16 protein-coding genes are annotated in these 16,416 nt (G+C 61.0%); 10 read left to right on the top strand and 6 right to left on the bottom strand.

The window, feature by feature from the left end; translation table 11 throughout:
- Positions 1-2: 2 nt before the first annotated feature.
- From PSJE_RS10085 to PSJE_RS10055, 7 genes are all read left to right on the top strand, one after another.
- Positions 3-359, top strand: coding sequence for a DUF4398 domain-containing protein (locus PSJE_RS10085; RefSeq protein WP_056727192.1), 357 nt, complete (start codon positions 3-5; stop codon positions 357-359).
- On the top strand, positions 356-1,168 hold the full coding sequence (locus PSJE_RS10080; RefSeq protein ID WP_057713742.1) for an OmpA family protein: 813 nt from the start codon (positions 356-358) through the stop codon (positions 1,166-1,168). The genes PSJE_RS10085 and PSJE_RS10080 overlap by 4 nt, the downstream gene beginning before the upstream one ends.
- A 200-nt stretch (positions 1,169-1,368) precedes the next feature.
- Complete coding sequence (locus tag PSJE_RS10075) at positions 1,369-2,808, top strand: aminotransferase-like domain-containing protein (RefSeq protein WP_007973699.1); 1,440 nt, start codon at positions 1,369-1,371, stop codon at positions 2,806-2,808.
- 80 nt (positions 2,809-2,888) lie between these two features.
- On the top strand, positions 2,889-3,368 hold the full coding sequence (locus PSJE_RS10070) for a translation initiation factor 2 (protein ID WP_090457174.1): 480 nt from the start codon (positions 2,889-2,891) through the stop codon (positions 3,366-3,368).
- Positions 3,369-3,534: 166 nt separating this feature from the next.
- Entirely contained in the window at positions 3,535-3,789 is a 255-nt protein-coding gene (locus tag PSJE_RS10065; protein ID WP_057713744.1) for a YkgJ family cysteine cluster protein, read from the top strand.
- Between the two features lie 41 nt (positions 3,790-3,830).
- Positions 3,831-4,436 (top strand): START domain-containing protein, encoded by a 606-nt coding sequence (locus tag PSJE_RS10060; protein ID WP_090457172.1) that lies wholly within the window; start codon positions 3,831-3,833, stop codon positions 4,434-4,436.
- Positions 4,437-4,773: 337 nt separating this feature from the next.
- Complete coding sequence (locus PSJE_RS10055; protein ID WP_090457170.1) at positions 4,774-6,867, top strand: LTA synthase family protein; 2,094 nt, start codon at positions 4,774-4,776, stop codon at positions 6,865-6,867.
- A 57-nt stretch (positions 6,868-6,924) separates the two neighbouring features.
- Here PSJE_RS10055 and PSJE_RS10050 read toward each other — a convergent pair whose 3' ends face one another.
- Positions 6,925-7,083, bottom strand: coding sequence for a DUF3309 family protein (locus tag PSJE_RS10050; protein ID WP_172435350.1), 159 nt, complete (start codon positions 7,081-7,083; stop codon positions 6,925-6,927).
- 277 nt (positions 7,084-7,360) lie between these two features.
- On the opposite strand from PSJE_RS10050, the gene PSJE_RS10045 reads away from it, so the two are divergent.
- The 3 genes from PSJE_RS10045 (at position 7,361) to csrA (ending at position 8,913) form a co-directional block, all read left to right on the top strand.
- Positions 7,361-8,176, top strand: a complete 816-nt coding sequence (locus PSJE_RS10045; protein WP_057713747.1) for an SDR family oxidoreductase — start codon at positions 7,361-7,363, stop codon at positions 8,174-8,176.
- A 64-nt stretch (positions 8,177-8,240) separates the two neighbouring features.
- Complete coding sequence (locus PSJE_RS10040; protein ID WP_057713748.1) at positions 8,241-8,573, top strand: YnfA family protein; 333 nt, start codon at positions 8,241-8,243, stop codon at positions 8,571-8,573.
- Between the two features lie 154 nt (positions 8,574-8,727).
- The gene (gene csrA / locus PSJE_RS10035; RefSeq protein WP_057713749.1) at positions 8,728-8,913 is read left to right on the top strand and encodes a carbon storage regulator CsrA; all 186 of its coding nucleotides are present in this window, start codon (positions 8,728-8,730) and stop codon (positions 8,911-8,913) included.
- A gap of 5 nt (positions 8,914-8,918) precedes the next feature.
- Here the strand turns inward: csrA and PSJE_RS10030 are convergent, their stop codons facing one another.
- The 5 genes from PSJE_RS10030 to mnmC form a co-directional block, all read right to left on the bottom strand.
- Positions 8,919-9,146 (bottom strand): YheU family protein, encoded by a 228-nt coding sequence (locus PSJE_RS10030; protein WP_056727184.1) that lies wholly within the window; start codon positions 9,144-9,146, stop codon positions 8,919-8,921.
- Between the two features lie 200 nt (positions 9,147-9,346).
- The gene (locus PSJE_RS10025) at positions 9,347-10,537 is read right to left on the bottom strand and encodes an osmoprotectant NAGGN system M42 family peptidase (protein ID WP_057713750.1); all 1,191 of its coding nucleotides are present in this window, start codon (positions 10,535-10,537) and stop codon (positions 9,347-9,349) included.
- 156 nt (positions 10,538-10,693) lie between these two features.
- A complete protein-coding gene (ngg, locus tag PSJE_RS10020) occupies positions 10,694-12,442 on the bottom strand; it encodes an N-acetylglutaminylglutamine synthetase (protein WP_090457168.1) in 1,749 nt (582 codons plus the stop codon).
- Positions 12,443-12,445: 3 nt separating this feature from the next.
- The gene (locus PSJE_RS10015) at positions 12,446-14,218 is read right to left on the bottom strand and encodes an N-acetylglutaminylglutamine amidotransferase (RefSeq protein ID WP_090457167.1); all 1,773 of its coding nucleotides are present in this window, start codon (positions 14,216-14,218) and stop codon (positions 12,446-12,448) included.
- A 170-nt stretch (positions 14,219-14,388) separates the two neighbouring features.
- Positions 14,389-16,368, bottom strand: coding sequence for a bifunctional tRNA (5-methylaminomethyl-2-thiouridine)(34)-methyltransferase MnmC2/FAD-dependent 5-carboxymethylaminomethyl-2-thiouridine(34) oxidoreductase MnmC1 (gene mnmC, locus PSJE_RS10010; RefSeq protein WP_090457165.1), 1,980 nt, complete (start codon positions 16,366-16,368; stop codon positions 14,389-14,391).
- Between the last annotated feature and the right edge of the window lie 48 nt (positions 16,369-16,416).

The following is a 16,416-nucleotide window of genomic DNA, read 5'->3' as shown; positions in this document are numbered from 1 at the left end:
CAGTGAGTATTCGACCTCTTTTCGCTGCCGTGGCCTTTGCCGCCCTGGCGGGTTGTGCAACCGATCCTGCGCCGAATGAACAGATTCGCCTGACCGAACAGGCACTCGAACAGGCCAAGGCCGTAGGCGCCACCGCCGACGATGTGCCGGAAATGAAACTGGCCGAAGACAAGTTCAACCGCGCCAAGGGCAACATGACCGATCAATCCTTCAAAAACGCACGCATGCGGGCCGAACAGGCCGAACTCGATGCGCGCCTGGCTGAAGCCAAGGTGTTGACGGCCAAGAGCGAGGAACAGTTGAACGTGCTCAACACCCGCATCGCCCGCCTGCGCAAGCAACTGGGAGATGCCCAATGAGCCTCAAGAGCAAAGCCCTCGGCGGTTTGATCCTGGCAGGCTGCGCGAGCCTCTTTGGCTGCGCCAGCCAGCACAGCGAGTCCGCGTTGCAGCAGGCCGGTGCCGACTTTCAGAAGGTCAAGGAAGACTCCAATGTGCTGCGAATCGCCCCCAAGGACGTGATTCGCGCCGGTGAGTCCCTGGCCCGTGCCGATCGCCTGTCCAGCTATTGGGGCAGCGGTTCGGACGTGGTGCATTACGCCTACCTGAGCCAGCGCTACAGCGCCATTGCCCGGGAGCATACCAATCAGGTGCTCAACGAAGAGCAAGCGGCGAAACTCGAACTGGAGCGGCAGCGTCTGCAACTGGCATTGCGTGAATCCAAACTGTTCAGCGTGCAGCAGCAAGGCAAATGGCTCGAGGAGCAGATCCTGGCATTGACGACCAGCCAGACCGACCGCGGTCTGGTGATGACCTTGGGCGACATGCTGTTCGACACCGGCGAAGCGGAATTGAAACCGTCGGCCAACCGTGTGGTGCTGAAGATCGTGCAGTTCCTGCAACTCAACCCCAAGCGAGTGGTGCGGATCGAAGGTTATACGGACAGTACCGGGGGCAAGCAGGAAAACCTCAAGCTGTCCCGCGACCGCGCGCAATCGGTGGCTGACGTGCTGATGGACCTGGGTATCGACGACAAGCGCATCCAGGTCGAGGGTTATGGCGACGAGTATCCGGTGGACGCGAACGCGTCGGAACGGGGCCGGGCGCAGAATCGTCGGGTGGAAATTGTGTTTTCCGATGAAAAGGGCCAGCTCGGCGCTGCCCGCTAAGGGTTGCGTCGCTGGAAAGCCCGGCCTGCCATGCAGTGCCGGGTTTTTTTTGCCTGCCGATTACCGCACAAAACAGTACAGATTTTGCTGACACTGCACTGTACGGTCGACTTTTGTGGCAACTGTCCCCGTACACTTCTAAACTGTTCCGGTATTGTTTCACACAAGAATAAAATGCCCGTGAAATCGAGTGCTGCGTCATGACCAATCTTTTGCTCTATCAACGTATTGCTCAACAACTGGCCGAAGACATCCGCCGTGGGGTCTATCAGCCGGGGGAGCGCGTGCCTTCGGTGCGCAAGATGAGCTCGCAGCTCAATGTCAGCCATGCGACGGTGTTGCAGGCGTATGCCAATCTCGAGGATCAGGGGCTGATCCGCGCCCGGCCGCAGTCGGGTTACTACGTGCACCAGACGCCGGCACTCACCGCGCCGACGCCGGACATCGCCCGGGTCGAGCGCCCCGGGCTGGTCACCCGCAGCAGCATCATTCAGCAAGTCCTGGTCGAGTCCCGTCGTGAAGGTGTCTTCCCGCTGGGCGCTGCGGTGCCGAGTGTCGACTATTTGCCGGTGCGGGCACTGCATCAGCAATTGGCCAAAGTCACCCGTTTCCATAGCCCGCGGGCCTTCAGCTACATGTTCAGCCCTGGTTTCGAGCCGTTGCGCCGACAGGTGGCGATCCGCATGCGCGATGCCGGCGTGGTGGTCGATCCGTCGGAGGTGGTGATCACCCACGGTTGCGTCGATGCGCTGCAGATGTCCTTGCGTGTGCTGACCCGTCCGGGCGATCTGATCGCGGCCGAGTCGCCGACCTATTACGGGTTGCTGCAACTGGCCGACCTGTTGGGGCTCAAGGTCATCGAGATCCCCAGTGATCCAGCCACGGGCATGAGCCTGGAAGCCCTGCAACTGGCGGCCAACCAATGGTCGATCAAGGCGTTGGTGCTGACCACCCGCCTGAGCAATCCGTTGGGCGGCACCATGCCGGAGGAGCGGCAGAAACAATTGCTGCGCCTGGCGTCGGACTTCGATATCCAGATTGTCGAAGACGATATCTACGGTGAGCTGATGTTCGAGCAGGGGCGCACCAAGTCTCTCAAGGCCTACGATCGGCTGGACCGGGTGATCTATTGCTCGAGCTTCTCCAAGACCCTGTCGCCTGGCGTGCGGATCGGCTGGATGATTGCCGGCAAGTATCAGCAGGAAATCCAGCGCTTGCAGACCTTCAGTACACATTCCGCGTGCAGCGTGACCCAGATGGGCATTGCCGCGTACCTGGAAAATGGCGGGTACGACCGGCATTTGCGCTTCATCCGTCAGGAGTACCGGAAAAACCTCAGCGCCTTCCAATTGGCCGTGCAACAGTATTTCCCTGAAGGCACGCAGATGACCCGACCTACCGGCGGCTTCATTCTGTGGGTCAGTCTGCCGGGGCGGGTCAACACGCAAGAGTTGCACGTGCGGGCATTGCAGCAGGGCATCAGTATCGCGCCGGGACTGATCTTCAGTAATACCGAGCAATTCAATCACTGCATCCGGCTCAACTGCGGCACCCCGTGGAACCGCGAGGCCGAGCGTGCATTGATGACCCTGGGCATGCTGGCCACCCAACTCTGCCAGGAGATGGCTGGCGGTTTGTAACAGGCTGCGACTGCGCTTGTCTTGTGGGCTGCAACAGGCGAGCATATGCATCTCTGCCGTTTGCACCCACCGTTGGATACATGAAACCGACTTTTCCTGCCGCCTGGCTTTGGCTCTGCCTGATTGCGAGTATTCAGCCGGCATCCGTCGTGGCTGCCACCGAGCAGGATCAGACTACCGGCAGTTTCCACGTCGCACCGATAGAAACCGCACCTGTCAAAAAAGCCTCGGTGGCCGGTAAGCAGGCGACGCCCGTGAAAAAGCGTCCGCCCATTGCCTCCAAATCGAAACCGGCCAGCGAGGTGGCAAAGACTGAGCTTCCATCTACCAAACTGGATCTGAGCTTGCCCAAGGATATGGTTCAAGAGCTCAAGCCGGTCGGAACGGTGCCGTTGGTCAGGCGCGAACCGTTGTTACCCCAGATGTTCGGTGACAAAAGCGGCAACAGCGAGTTCCAGCTCAACGGCCGCCTGCTCAGCAACGAAATGCAGCTGCAACTGCGAAATGAAGAACGCTACGAGGTCGAAGGCGCGGCACTGGATTTCGAGTTCAAGCAGTAACCCCGTCAGGATCCGCGAGCCGCAGGCCAGACGCTTTGTCGGAGACTGGCCGGTCATGCTCGTTTGCGTTGAAAAACCCGCCCGCAGGTAATTTAAAACAACTGTTTTAACGGGTACTCTGTGCCCCGTCCATTAACACATTGCTCGTCGCGAGGAGCTTGTCGTCATGAAATGCCGTGAGGGCTGTGGCGCTTGTTGCATTGCCCCTTCCATCAGTTCGCCGATTCCCGGTATGCCCAATGGCAAGGCCGCGGGGCAGCGTTGCCTGCAACTTTCCTCCGATAACCTGTGCAGTATTTTCGGCCAGCCGGAACGGCCGGCGGTGTGTTCTGCCTTCGAGGCCGACCCCGAGGTGTGCGGAAACAGCAGCGAAGAAGCCATCCGGTTGATTGGCTGGTGGGAGCAAATGACGGCGGCGTGATGTGTTCTACGAACGGAACTTCAACAATAAGGAATAAGACTATGGGTTCGCTGCATCGTATGGCTGTGCTGTGTGGTTTGACGGTTGTGCTGGTTACCTCGACGGCCCAGGCCGAAGACTGGAAGGTCAAGAAAGACGAAGACGGCATCAAGATCTCCCTGAGTGAAGTGGCCGGCTCCGACTACAAGGCCTACCAGGGCGTCACGCTGATGAAGACCACCATGGCCAAGCTGCGTGCGTTGCAGGACGACGTGTCCGGAGCCTGCGCCTGGATTCACGAATGCAAAACCCAGAAGCTGCTCAAGCACGAAGGTGAGCAGAGCTGGACCTACACTCAGTTCAACACCCCGTGGCCGGTTACTCCCCGTGATTCGGTGTTGCACATCACCACCATCGAAGGGGCCGATGGCAGCCTGACCCGCAAGCTCGAAGGCGTGCCGAAATACATTCCTGAAGAAAAAGGCTTCGTCCGGGTCACCAAGGTCGACGGTTTCTGGAAGTTCGTACCCAAGGGCGACCAGATCGAAGTGACCTATCAGGTGCACACCGAGCCGGGCGGCAGCGTGCCGTCGATGGTGGCCAACAAGTTCGTGGTGGATGCCCCGTTCAATACCTTGAAAGCCCTCAAGGAACGCGCCGAGAAGTAATTGTGTCACTCTTTTGAGGTGACTTCGTGACGCCCCGACTCGATCGGGGCGTTTGCTTTTTTGAACGATGCTCAGGTTTTAATTTGTTTCCGGATATGCGTTGCACGAAATTTTCACCCACTCTCCAAGACAATTCGCCGGCTCTCCCGTAACGCGCAGCGTATGGCTGAATGCAGGATGAAAGACTCGGGATGAGGGTAGTTATCAATGGCAATGCTGCCGTTGATCGTGCAACATTTGCGCACCGCGCAAACCCCCAGGCCTGGTACGGGCCGAAAAGAGGGCAAGGCGCAGCTGTATTTTTGAAACTTCAACTTCCAATGGGTCCTAAAACGACATGGCAATCCCGGACGCCCTGAGTCAGCAGCGAGCTTCTAGTCGCCTGCTGCAACCGACCGTCAAATCGCATCTGGCCTACACGCTGTTGTGTGCCCTGGTCATGATGGTCATGTTCAGTCTGCTGCGCGTCGCGCTGCTGGCTTACAACAGCTCGATGATCCTCGACACACCGGCCTCGACCTTCCTCGAGGCATTCGCCAACGGTCTGCGTTTCGACCTGCGCCTGGTGGTCTATCTCAGTATTCCGTTGCTGCTGGCCTTGTTCAGCGCCCGGGCCATGGCGGCACGCGGGCTGTTCCGACTCTGGCTGACAGTGGTCTCCAGCATCGCGCTGTTCCTGGGCCTGATGGAGATGGACTTCTATCGTGAATTCCACCAGCGCCTCAACGGCCTGGTCTTCCAGTACGTCAAGGAAGACCCGAAAACCGTGGCCAGCATGCTCTGGTATGGTTTTCCGGTGGTCCGCTATCTGCTGGCGTGGGCTCTGGGTACCGTGATCCTGAGCATGGCATTCAAGGGCGCCGACCGTGCGACCCGCCCTCGTGGCCCGTTCAGTGGCGGCAGCATCGGCACACGCAAGGTCGCGCCGTGGTATGCACGCATTGGCGTGTTCGTGGTTTGCCTGCTGATCTGCGTCGTCGCGGCCCGTGGCACCTTGCGCCAAGGCCCGCCGATGCGCTGGGGTGATGTCTACACCACAGATTCCAACTTCGCCAACCAGTTGGGTCTCAACGGTACGCTTTCTCTGGTCGCCGCCGCCAAGAGCCGGATGTCCGAGGATCGCGACAATATCTGGAAAGCCACGCTGCCACAGCCACAAGCCCAGCAAGTGGTGCGTGACATGCTGGTGATGGCGGATGACAAACTGGTGGATGGCGAAACCGCGGCGGTACGTCGCGATTACACCCCGCCAGCCGACAAGACCTTGCCGATCAAGAACGTCGTCGTGATCCTGATGGAAAGCATGGCCGGTCACTCGGTGGGTGCGCTGGGGGGGCCAGGCAACATTACGCCGTACCTCGACCAACTGTCGAAGGAAGGCTTGCTGTTCGACCGCTTCTTCTCCAACGGTACCCATACCCACCAGGGCATGTTCGCCACCATGGCCTGTTTCCCGAACCTGCCGGGCTTCGAATACCTGATGCAGACCCCGGAAGGCAGCCACAAGCTGTCCGGTCTGCCGCAGTTGCTCAGCGCCCGTGACTTCGACGACGTGTATGTCTACAACGGCGATTTCGCCTGGGACAACCAGTCGGGTTTCTTCAGCAACCAAGGCATGACCAACTTCATCGGCCGTAACGATTTCGTGAATCCGGTGTTCTCTGATCCGACCTGGGGCGTGTCCGACCAGGACATGTTCGACCGTGGCCTGGTCGAGCTCAAGGCGCGGGAAAACGGCAAGCCGTTCTATGCCTTGCTGCAAACCCTGTCCAACCACACGCCTTACGCCTTGCCGACGCCATTGCCGGTCGAGCGCGTGACCGATCGTGGCAACCTGAACGAACACCTGACCGCCATGCGTTACTCGGACTGGGCACTGGGCCAGTTCTTTGAAAAGGCCCGCAAGGAGCCGTACTTCAAGGAAACCCTGTTTGTCGTCGTCGGTGACCACGGTTTTGGTAACGAACGGCAGATCACCGAAATGGACCTGGGCCGCTTCAACGTGCCGATGCTGATGATCGCGCCGGGCATCCAGGAAAAGTTCGGCCAGCGTGACCACACCGTGGGCACTCAGATCGACATCGTGCCGACCATCATGGGCCGCATCGGTGGCGAAGTACGTCATCAGTGCTGGGGACGCGACCTGCTCAACCTGCCGGAAGGCGACGCCGGTATTGGTGTGATCAAGCCGTCGGGCAGTGAGCAGACCACGGCCGTCCTCACCGCGGACCAGATTCTGGTCCTGCCGAAGGACAAGGACATGGCGCCGAAGTTGTATCAGTATGAATTGGGTGCCAACCCTCGCGCCGAAGTCATTGCTGATGCGCCGCGTACCGCCGAGTTGAAACTCAAGCTCGAAGCGTTCCTGCAAACAGCGACCAAGAGTCTGCTGGACAACACCGCCGGTGTTGTTGATGGCAAGCCGGACTAAGTTGTGACGCAAAAAAAGAGGCCCTTCAAGGGCCTCTTTTTTTTGCCTGGCGGATACTTATATTCGGCCAAGCAAGAGCAGGATCAACAGCACCACCAATACGACGCCGATGATACCGGACGGGCCGTAACCCCAACTTCTGGAGTGCGGGAAGACCGGTAAACCACCGATCAGTAACAGGATCAGAATGATGATCAGTATTGTGCCCATGTCTATTTCCTTGTCGAAAATGCAGTGGATTGACCATGCCAATCAAGGTCAGCGGGAATGAAGTAAATTCGAGCTGCTTAAAAATTCGGACTATTGCGCTTGCAGGAAAATTCCAAGTTTTTTTGAAGTATTTCGCACGGGTTCTTATTTTTTGTAGTTGCCTTGATTGCGTCAGACGCTCCCGCAGTTTGCTCGGGCCATTCAGCAATCTGATGGAGCGTGGGTCGGGCAATTTCCTTCGCTACACTCGGTGCATCTTCCAAGAACAACAAGGCTGTCTGCTATGCAAAATCGCATGATGATCACTGGTGCAGGCTCTGGCCTGGGTCGCGAAATCGCGCTGCGCTGGGCGCGTGAAGGCTGGCAACTGGCTTTGTCGGACGTCAGCGAGCCCGGCCTGCAGGAAACCCTCAAGCTGGTCCGCGAAGCGGGCGGTGACGGTTTCATCCAGCGCTGCGACGTGCGCGATTACAGCCAGTTGACAGCGTTCGCCCAGGCCTGCGAGGTCAAACTCGGCGGCATCGATGTCATCGTCAATAACGCGGGTGTAGCGTCTGGCGGGTTCTTCAGTGAGTTGTCCCTGGAGGACTGGGACTGGCAGATCGCGATCAACCTGATGGGCGTGGTCAAGGGCTGCAAGGCTTTCCTGCCACTGCTGGAAAAAAGCAAAGGCAAGATCATCAACATCGCGTCCATGGCCGCGCTGATGCAAGGCCCGGCGATGAGCAACTACAACGTGGCCAAGGCGGGCGTGGTGGCGTTGTCCGAAAGCCTGCTGATCGAGCTGGCGCATCAGGAAGTCGGCGTGCATGTGGTGTGTCCGTCGTTCTTCCAGACCAACCTGCTGGACTCCTTCCGTGGTCCGACCCCGGCCATGAAAGCCCAGGTCGGCAAGTTGCTGGAAAGCTCGCCCATCAGCGCCGCCGACATCGCCGACTACATCTATCAGCAGGTCGCCGCCGGCGAGTTCATGATTCTGCCCCACGAACAGGGCCGCATGGCCTGGGCGATCAAGCAGAAGAACCCGCAATTGCTCTACAACGAAATGACCGCCATGGCCGACAAAATGCGCGCCAAGGCCAGGCAATCCGCAAGCTGATCTTGCCCGCAGGCAACGCTGTGGTTAGGGTGGCCGCCATCGGCCATCCTCGCGAGACGCTTGCATGCTTAATTACCTGTGGTTTTTCGTCGCCGCGCTGTTCGAAATTGCCGGTTGCTTTGCTTTCTGGATGTGGCTGCGCCAGGGGAAAAGCATGTGGTGGGTGGTGCCGGCGCTCCTGAGCCTGACCCTGTTCGCCCTGCTGCTGACCCGGATCGAAGCCACCTACGCCGGCCGCGCCTACGCCGCTTACGGCGGCATCTACATCATTGCCTCAATCGGCTGGCTGGCCGTGGTCGAGCGGATTCGTCCGCTGGGTTCGGACTGGCTCGGCGTGGCGCTGTGTGTGATCGGCGCGAGCATCATTCTGTTCGGGCCGCGATTCTCCGCGTCCTGACAGATCGGTCCTACAATCAACCGGTCTGTCAGACCTTTCCGTAAGTGGTGTGCGTCAAGGGCTGTCAGTCCGGTCTGGTTTGCTGTCGGAGCATTGTAGGCGTACCGCGGGCCGGGCATCTTCAAGGGCCAGAAACCCCTGAAGGACACTCCTCATGCTCGTACTCACTCGCGTTGTGGGCGAAACCATTTCCATCGGTGAAAACATTTCCGTGCGCGTTCTCGCGATCAACGGAAGCAACATCCGCTTTGGCGTTGAAGCGCCTCAGGACGTCAATGTGCACCGCTGTGAAATCTACGAACGCATCCAGAACAAACTGGCGAAAACCAAGGGACGCTGAAGACCTCAGTCAAACAGGTGCTTGGGCACATCGTGCTTGAGCATCAGTTGGCACTGCTCGCTTTCCGGGTCGAAGACAATCAGTGCCTGACCCTTGGTCAAGGCCTGGCGCACGCGCAGTACGCGGGTTTCCAGGGGGGTGTCGTCACCATTGTCCGTGCCGTCGCGGGTCACGAAATCCTCGATCAGGCGGGTGAGGGTGTCGACTTGAAGTTGGTCGTGGGGGATCAGCATAGGCACCTCGGTTGGATCAATGGCGCGATGCTACGGCGAATGACCGGTATCGGCTAGCCTGGGGTTTGATGTCGTTTGCTCTGACGCCATCGCGAGCAAGCTCGTTCCCACAGGCGACCGGGTTCTTTCATGGGAATGCGGTCGAGTGTGGGAACGAGCTTGCTCGCGATAGCGGTATACCTGGCGATGAAGATCCTGGATCAGCTCTCCGACCGCTGCCCCACCAGGCTGTCCACCGACGGCACCCGTGTATCGCTTTCCATCTGTGTGTCATGTTCAAGCTGATGGCTGAAGCGGTCCAGTGAGCCCTTGGCCGGTTGTGCATCGCTGGCAAACACGGGCGGGCTGAGGATGTACGCACCGAGCAGGCGGCTCAGGGCGGCGAGGCTGTCGATGTGGGTGCGCTCGTAACCGTGGGTGGCATCGCAGCCGAAGGCGAGCAGGGCGGTGCGAATGTCGTGGCCGGCGGTCACCGCTGAATGGGCGTCGCTGAAGTAGTAGCGGAACAGGTCCCGGCGTGCCGGCAAGTCGTTGTCGCTGGCCAGGCGCAGGAGGTGGCGCGACAGGTGATAGTCATACGGCCCGCCGGAATCCTGCATCGCGATGCTCACTGCGTGCTCGCTGGAATGTTGGCCAGGCGCGACCGGTGCGATGTCGATGCCGACGAACTCACTGACGTCCCAGGGCAACGCCGCCGCCGCGCCGCTGCCGGTTTCTTCGGTGATGGTGAACAGCGGATGGCAGTCGATCATCAGCTCTTCACCACTGTCGACAATGGCCTTGAGCGCCGCCAGCAGTGCGGCCACCCCGGCCTTGTCGTCGAGGTGACGGGCGCTGATGTGGCCGCTTTCGGTGAACTCCGGCAGCGGGTCGAAGGCGACGAAATCGCCGACGCTGATGCCCAGCGACTCGCAGTCGGCACGGGTGGCGCAGTAGGCGTCCAGACGCAATTCGATGTGATCCCAACTGATCGGCATCTCATCCACGGCGGTATTGAATGCGTGCCCGGAAGCCATCAGCGGCAAGACGCTGCCGCGGATCACGCCATTGTCGGTAAACAGGCTGACCCGGCTGCCCTCGGCAAAGCGGCTGGACCAGCAGCCGACGGGCGCGAGGGTCAGACGGCCGTTGTCCTTTACTGCACGCACCGCCGCGCCGATGGTGTCCAGATGGGCGGAAACGGCGCGGTCGGGGCTGTTCTTCTTGCCCTTGAGCGTGGCGCGGATGGTGCCGCGACGGGTCAGCTCGAAGGGAATGCCCAGTTCTTCAAGACGTTCGGCGACGTAGCGCACGATGGTGTCGGTGAACCCGGTGGGGCTGGGAATGGCGAGCATTTCCAGCAGCACTTTTTGCAGATAGCCGAGGTCCGGTTCGGGGATTTTGCTGGTCATGGAAACTCCTGATGAGTTGAGCGCATCGATGGTTTCGATGAGGGGTTTGTTTTGCCTGTCAGGCCGCCATCGCGAGCAAGCTCGCTCCCACAGGGAAATGCGATCAAAGGTGGGAGCGAGCTTGCTCGCGATGGCATCAGCCCAGCCAACACATGGCTAAGAGACCACCGGCTGACTGTACGGAAACAACAGATCCACAAACCGCTCCGCCGTCGGCTGCGGTTCGTGGTTGGCCAGCCCGGCCCGTTCGTTGGCTTCGATAAACACATAGTCCGGCTGGTCAGCGGCGGAAACCATCAAGTCAAGGCCGACCATGGGAATGTCCAGCGCCCGAGCCGCGCGGACGGCGGCGTCCACCAGCGTCGGGTGCAGGGTCGCCGTGACATCCTCAAGCACGCCGCCGGTGTGAAGATTCGCCGTGCGCCGTACGAACAGGTGCTCACCGACCGGCAGAATGCTGTTGTAGTCGTATCCGGCGACACGCAAGGTGCGCAGGGTTTCCTGGTCCTGCGGGATCTTGCTTTCGCCGCCCGTGGCCGCCTGTCGCCGTCGGCTCTGGGCTTCGATCAATGCACCGATGGAGTGTTGGCCGTCGCCGACCACTTCGGCTGGCCGGCGAATGGCGGCGGCGACCACTTCAAAACCGATCACCACAATGCGCAGGTCCAGGCCCTCGTGGAAACTTTCCAGCAGCACGCGGCTGTCGAAGTGGCGAGCGGCTTCTATGGCTTGCTGCACTTCCTCTATGGTGCGCAAATCCACCGCCACCCCTTGGCCCTGTTCACCATCCAGTGGCTTGACCACCACGCGCTGGTGTTCATCGAGGAAGGCCAGATTGTCATCGGCGTTACCCGCCAGTTGCTGCGCTGGCAGATTCAACCCTGCTGCCTTGAGCACTTTGTGGGTCAGGCTTTTGTCCTGGCACAGGGTCATGCTGACGGCGCTGGTCAGGTCGCTCAGGGATTCACGGCAGCGTACCCGGCGCCCGCCATGGCTGAGGGTGAACATCCCGGCGTCGGCGTCATCGACGTGCACATCGATGCCACGACGGTGTGCTTCTTCGACAATGATCCGCGCGTAGGGGTTGAACGCGGCTTCCGGGCCGGGCCCGAGAAACAGCGGCTGATTGATGCCGTTCTTGCGCTTGATGGCGAAGGTCGTCAGGTTGCGAAAACCGAGCTTGGCGTAAAGGTTTTTCGCCTGGCGGTTGTCGTGCAGCACCGACAGGTCGAGGCAGGCGAGCCCGCGACTCATGAAGTGTTCGATCAAATGCCGCACCAACACTTCACCGACACCCGGCCGCGCACAATGCGGGTCGACCGCCAGGCACCACAGGCTGCTGCCGTTTTCCGGGTCGTTGAAGGCCTTGTGGTGGTTGAGGCCCATGACGCTGCCGATGACCGCGCCGCTGTCCTCGTCTTCGGCCAGCCAGTACACCGGGCCGCCCAGATGGCGCGGCGTCAGCAGGGTGGCATCGATCGGCAACATGCCGCGGGCCTGATACAGCTGATTGATCGCCTGCCAGTCGGCATCGCTTTGCGCGCGTCGAATGCGGAAACCGCGAAACACCCGGGTCGCCTGACGGTAGTCGCTGAACCACAGGCGCAAGGTATCGGACGGGTCGAGGAACAGCTGCGTCGGCTCCAGCCCTAGCACTTGCTGGGGCGCGGCAACGTACAGGGCAATGTCCCGTTCGCCGGGCTGCTCGTTGAGCAACTCCCCGGCCAGGCTCGCGGCATCGGCAAAGGTGTGGCCGATCAGCAAGCGCCCCCAGCCGCAATGCACGGCAATCGGCGCCCCGCCGAGTTCACTGCCATCCTCGGCCAGACGTGCCTGCAAGCGTTCGTAGGAGGGCGACTGGCCGCGCAACAGGCGTTGGCTGAAAGCCGTGGCGTGAGGTTTCATCGGTCAGATTCCTTGTTCGCTGAGCCACAGGTTGAGGGCCGCCAGTTGCCACAGCTTCGAGCCGCGCAACGGTGTCAATTGCCCCTGTGGATCAGTCAGCAGACGGTCGAGCATCGCGGGGTTGAACAGGCCGCGATCCTGGCTGGGATCGAGCAGCAGCTCGCGCACCCATTCCAGCGTATCGCCCTGCAAATGCTTGAGGCCCGGCACCGGGAAGTAACCTTTCTTGCGGTCGATCACTTCACTGGGAATCACTTGTCGCGCGGCTTCTTTCAAGACTTGCTTGCCGCCGTCCGGCAGTTTGAAACGCCCCGGAATCCGTGCCGACAGCTCCACCAGGCGGTAATCGAGAAACGGCGTGCGCGCTTCCAGGCCCCAGGCCATGGTCATGTTGTCGACCCGTTTGACCGGGTCGTCCACCAACATCACCGCGCTGTCCAGACGCAAGGCCTTGTCCACCGCCGCATCGGCACCGGGCTGGGCGAAATGGGCTTTGACGAAGTCACCGGCAGCGTCATTCGCGGTCAGCCATTTCGGTTGCACGGTGGCGGCGTAGTCGTCGTAACTGCGGTCGAAAAACGCTTCGCGGTACGCGGCATACGGATCACTCGCGCCGTCCACTTGCGGATACCAGTGGTAACCGGCGAACAGTTCATCGGCGCCCTGGCCGCTCTGGACGACTTTGCAGTGTTTGGCCACCTCCCGTGACAACAGGTAGAAGGCGATGCAGTCATGGCTGACCATCGGCTCGCTCATGGCCCGGAACGCGGCGGGCAGTTGTTCGATGATTTCCTTTTCGTCGATGCGCAGTTGATGGTGCTGCGTGCCGTAGTGTCGGGCGATCAGGTCCGAATACTGGAACTCGTCTCCACGCTCGCCGCCGGCATCCTGGAAGCCGATGGAGAAGGTCGACAGATTGTCCACGCCGACTTCCCGCAACAGCCCCACCAGCAGGCTTGAATCGACACCGCCGGACAGAAGCACGCCGACATCCACCGCCGCACGCTGACGAATCGCTACCGCTTCGCGGGTGCTGTCGAGCACACGGTCGCGCCAGTCCTCGAGGGTCAGATTCGTCTCATCGGCGTGAGGGCCGTAGGGCAGGGTCCACCAGGTTTTCTGCTCGGTGCGGCCATCGGCTTCGATGCGCATCCAGGTGGCCGGCGGCAGTTTTTCAATGCCCGCCAGCAAAGTGCGCGGTGCCGGGACCACGGAGTGGAAATTCAGATAGTGATTGAGCGCCACGGGATCGAGGATCGGGTTGATGTCGCCGCCCTTGAGCAATGCCGGCAGCGCCGAGGCGAAGCGCAGGCGCTGGCCGGTGCGCGACAGGTACAGCGGTTTCACGCCGAGACGGTCGCGGGCGATGAACAGGCGTTGGGCATCGCGCTCCCAAACGGCAAAGGCAAACATGCCGTTGAGTTTTGGCAGCAAGGCTTCGCCCCAGGCGTGATAACCCTTGAGCAACACTTCGGTGTCGCCACCGGAATAGAAGGCGTAACCCAGGCTTTCAAGTTCTGCGCGCAGTTCCGGAAAGTTGTAGATCGCCCCGTTGAAGGCCAGGGACAAGCCCAGTTGCGGGTCGATCATCGGCTGCGCCGAGCCGTCCGACAGGTCCATGATCTTCAGGCGCCGATGGCCCAGGGCAACCGGCCCCTGGCTATGAAATCCCCAGGCGTCGGGGCCGCGGGGGGCCAGGTGATGGGTGATTCGTTCAATGGCTGCAAGGTCTGCAGGTTGATGATCAAAACGTAACTCGCCAGCTAATCCGCACATAAATTCCTTACCGGTTTTTCCGTTGGGGAGGGTCGATCGATACCGCGCCGAAACGGCGGGTACTCAGAAAGTGACCCTCCTCGGTAAGGGGAGTTTTAGATCGATGAGTTATATGCGCGACTGACCACGGCCGAATCGCCCCGTGAGGGCGACTTCGGCTGCTGTATCGACTACTTGCCCCGGATCAGGCGTCGCAGGGCAAATCGGTTGGGGTGACAGGCTTCGGCCACGCTTCTGGGCAACGGCAGGGGTTCGTTGTCCAGCCAGGCTGCCAGCAGTTCTGCGGACAGCGGCGCGGTGATCAGGCCGCGCGAGCCGTGACCGCTGTTGACGTACAAACCGTCAAGCCATGGGCATTCGACGTCCGGCACCTGCCGGGCATCCTTGCCCAGCGCCGCATACGCCTGAGTGAACGCCTGGGTGTCGGCCAAGGGGCCGACGATTGGCAAGTAGTCGGGGCTGGTGCAGCGAAAAGCGGCGCGCCCCTGGAGACTTTCAGGCGCAAGTTTATCGGCCTGTAAACGCTCGACCAGATCATGGGAAATCTCTTCGAGCATGGCCAGGTTGCCCAGGTGTTCTGCCGTGGTCGGTGTCAGGTCATCGCTCTTGAAATCGAAACTGGCCCCCAGGGTGTGTTCGCCCAAACGGGCGGGGGCGACATAGCCTTCGGCACACACCACGGTGCTCAGGGCCTGGCTTTGCGGAGTTTGCGCCAAGCGGGTGATTTGCCCGCGAATGCGCTTGAGCGGCAGCTCGGCGCTCTCGGGGAAGCGCTGGATTTCAGCCGCACCGGCGAGCACCACCACGGGGGCGCTGGCAAGCAATCGCTCGCCGTCCCAGGCTTGCCAACGGCCTTCAACCTTGCGCAGTTCCAGCGCATCGTGATGGGTGAGCAATTGAATCTGTGGATGCGCAGCCTGCCACTGGCACAGCGCCGGTGGGTGGACCCAGCCGCCTTCGGGATAGAACAGGCCGCCGTGTGCCAGTCCGATACCGGCCATGGCCTGTGCTTCGGGTTGATCCAGCAGGTGCAGCAAGTCCACGGGAAACGCCGCGGCCAATTGCGCCTGGCGTTCGGCTTCCTTGGCATTGAAGGCCAGTTGCAATACGCCGCAATCGTCCCAGTCGCGGCCCCGTTGCAAGTGTTCGAGCAGACGTCGGGTGTAGCCGAATCCGCTGACGATCATTTGCGACAGCGCCGTGCCATGGGCGGATAACTTCAGGTAGAGCACACCCTGCGGGTTGCCCGAGGCTTCCCGGGCGATGGCGTCGTGGCGCTCCAGCAATGTCACTTGCCAGCCCCGCGCGGCGAGGCTGGCGGCGCTGGCACAACCGGCCAGGCCGGCACCGATCACCAGTGCCTGGCGCTCGCCGGTCAGCGGGGCCGGGCGGGCGAACCAGGGTTTATCCAGGGCCGGGGCCGGCGTTTCCAGGGGCCAGCCGAGGAACTCACCGCGCAGGATCTCCCATTTGTGGCCGATGCCGGGGGTGCGTTTCATCTTGAAGCCGGCGGCGTTGAGCAGGCGCCGCACCCAGCCGGTGCTGGTGAAGGTGCTGATGGATGCACCGGGAGCGGCCAGGCGAGCCAGCTCGGCAAACAGTTCGGCGGTCCACATGTCGGGGTTTTTCGCCGGGGCGAAACCGTCGAGGAACCAGGCGTCGATTCGGGCATCGAGTTGCGGCAGTTGCTCCAGTGCATCGCCGATCAGCAGCGTCAGGGTGACGCGGCCGTGGTCCAGCGTCAGGCGCTGAAAACCCTGATGGATGGCCACGTATTGCTCAAGCAGTTGATCGGCAAATACCTTGAGTTCCGGCCACAGCGCCAGGGCCCGTTGCAAGTCGTCCGGGCTCAGCGGGTATTTCTCTACGCTGACAAAATGCAGCCGCGCTCCGGCCGCTGCGTGTTGCTCGAACACCTGCCAGGCGCACAAAAAATTCAGCCCGGTGCCGAACCCCGTCTCACCGATGACCAGCCGCCCACCCTCGGGCAAGGCGGCAAAGCGTTCGGCCAGTCGATTCTGCTCGATGAATACATAGCGGGTTTCATCCAGCCCTGACTTGTCGGAGAAGTACACATCGTCGAACACTCGCGAATACGGGCGACCTTGGTCGTCCCAGTCGAGCTGGGCGTGGGGCAATACAGGTTTCATGGCAGGCTCGGCAGCGGCAAGGCGGCCATTCTAGCCGATTGAAGGTGT

The sequence above is a fragment of the Pseudomonas jessenii genome, from assembly GCF_002236115.1.
GTDB classification, from domain to species: Bacteria; Pseudomonadota; Gammaproteobacteria; order Pseudomonadales; family Pseudomonadaceae; genus Aquipseudomonas; species Aquipseudomonas jessenii.
The sequence above is the reverse complement of the archived record's forward strand: the minus strand, read 5'-3'. Positions and strand labels throughout refer to the sequence as shown.

What these genes read in the sequence shown, in the direction of transcription:
- PSJE_RS10080 (WP_057713742.1), top strand. Translation starts at nt 356, where the DNA reads ATGAGCCTCAAGAGCAAAGCCCTCGGCGGTTTGATCCTGGCAGGCTGC.
- PSJE_RS10075 (WP_007973699.1), top strand. Translation starts at nt 1,369, where the DNA reads ATGACCAATCTTTTGCTCTATCAACGTATTGCTCAACAACTGGCCGAA.
- PSJE_RS10070 (WP_090457174.1), top strand. Translation starts at nt 2,889, where the DNA reads ATGAAACCGACTTTTCCTGCCGCCTGGCTTTGGCTCTGCCTGATTGCG.
- PSJE_RS10065 (WP_057713744.1), top strand. Translation starts at nt 3,535, where the DNA reads ATGAAATGCCGTGAGGGCTGTGGCGCTTGTTGCATTGCCCCTTCCATC.
- PSJE_RS10060 (WP_090457172.1), top strand. Translation starts at nt 3,831, where the DNA reads ATGGGTTCGCTGCATCGTATGGCTGTGCTGTGTGGTTTGACGGTTGTG.
- PSJE_RS10055 (WP_090457170.1), top strand. Translation starts at nt 4,774, where the DNA reads ATGGCAATCCCGGACGCCCTGAGTCAGCAGCGAGCTTCTAGTCGCCTG.
- PSJE_RS10045 (WP_057713747.1), top strand. Translation starts at nt 7,361, where the DNA reads ATGCAAAATCGCATGATGATCACTGGTGCAGGCTCTGGCCTGGGTCGC.
- PSJE_RS10040 (WP_057713748.1), top strand. Translation starts at nt 8,241, where the DNA reads ATGCTTAATTACCTGTGGTTTTTCGTCGCCGCGCTGTTCGAAATTGCC.
- csrA (WP_057713749.1), top strand. Translation starts at nt 8,728, where the DNA reads ATGCTCGTACTCACTCGCGTTGTGGGCGAAACCATTTCCATCGGTGAA.
- PSJE_RS10030 (WP_056727184.1), bottom strand. Translation starts at nt 9,146, where the DNA reads ATGCTGATCCCCCACGACCAACTTCAAGTCGACACCCTCACCCGCCTG.
- PSJE_RS10025 (WP_057713750.1), bottom strand. Translation starts at nt 10,537, where the DNA reads ATGACCAGCAAAATCCCCGAACCGGACCTCGGCTATCTGCAAAAAGTG.
- ngg (WP_090457168.1), bottom strand. Translation starts at nt 12,442, where the DNA reads ATGAAACCTCACGCCACGGCTTTCAGCCAACGCCTGTTGCGCGGCCAG.
- PSJE_RS10015 (WP_090457167.1), bottom strand. Translation starts at nt 14,218, where the DNA reads ATGTGCGGATTAGCTGGCGAGTTACGTTTTGATCATCAACCTGCAGAC.
- mnmC (WP_090457165.1), bottom strand. Translation starts at nt 16,368, where the DNA reads ATGAAACCTGTATTGCCCCACGCCCAGCTCGACTGGGACGACCAAGGT.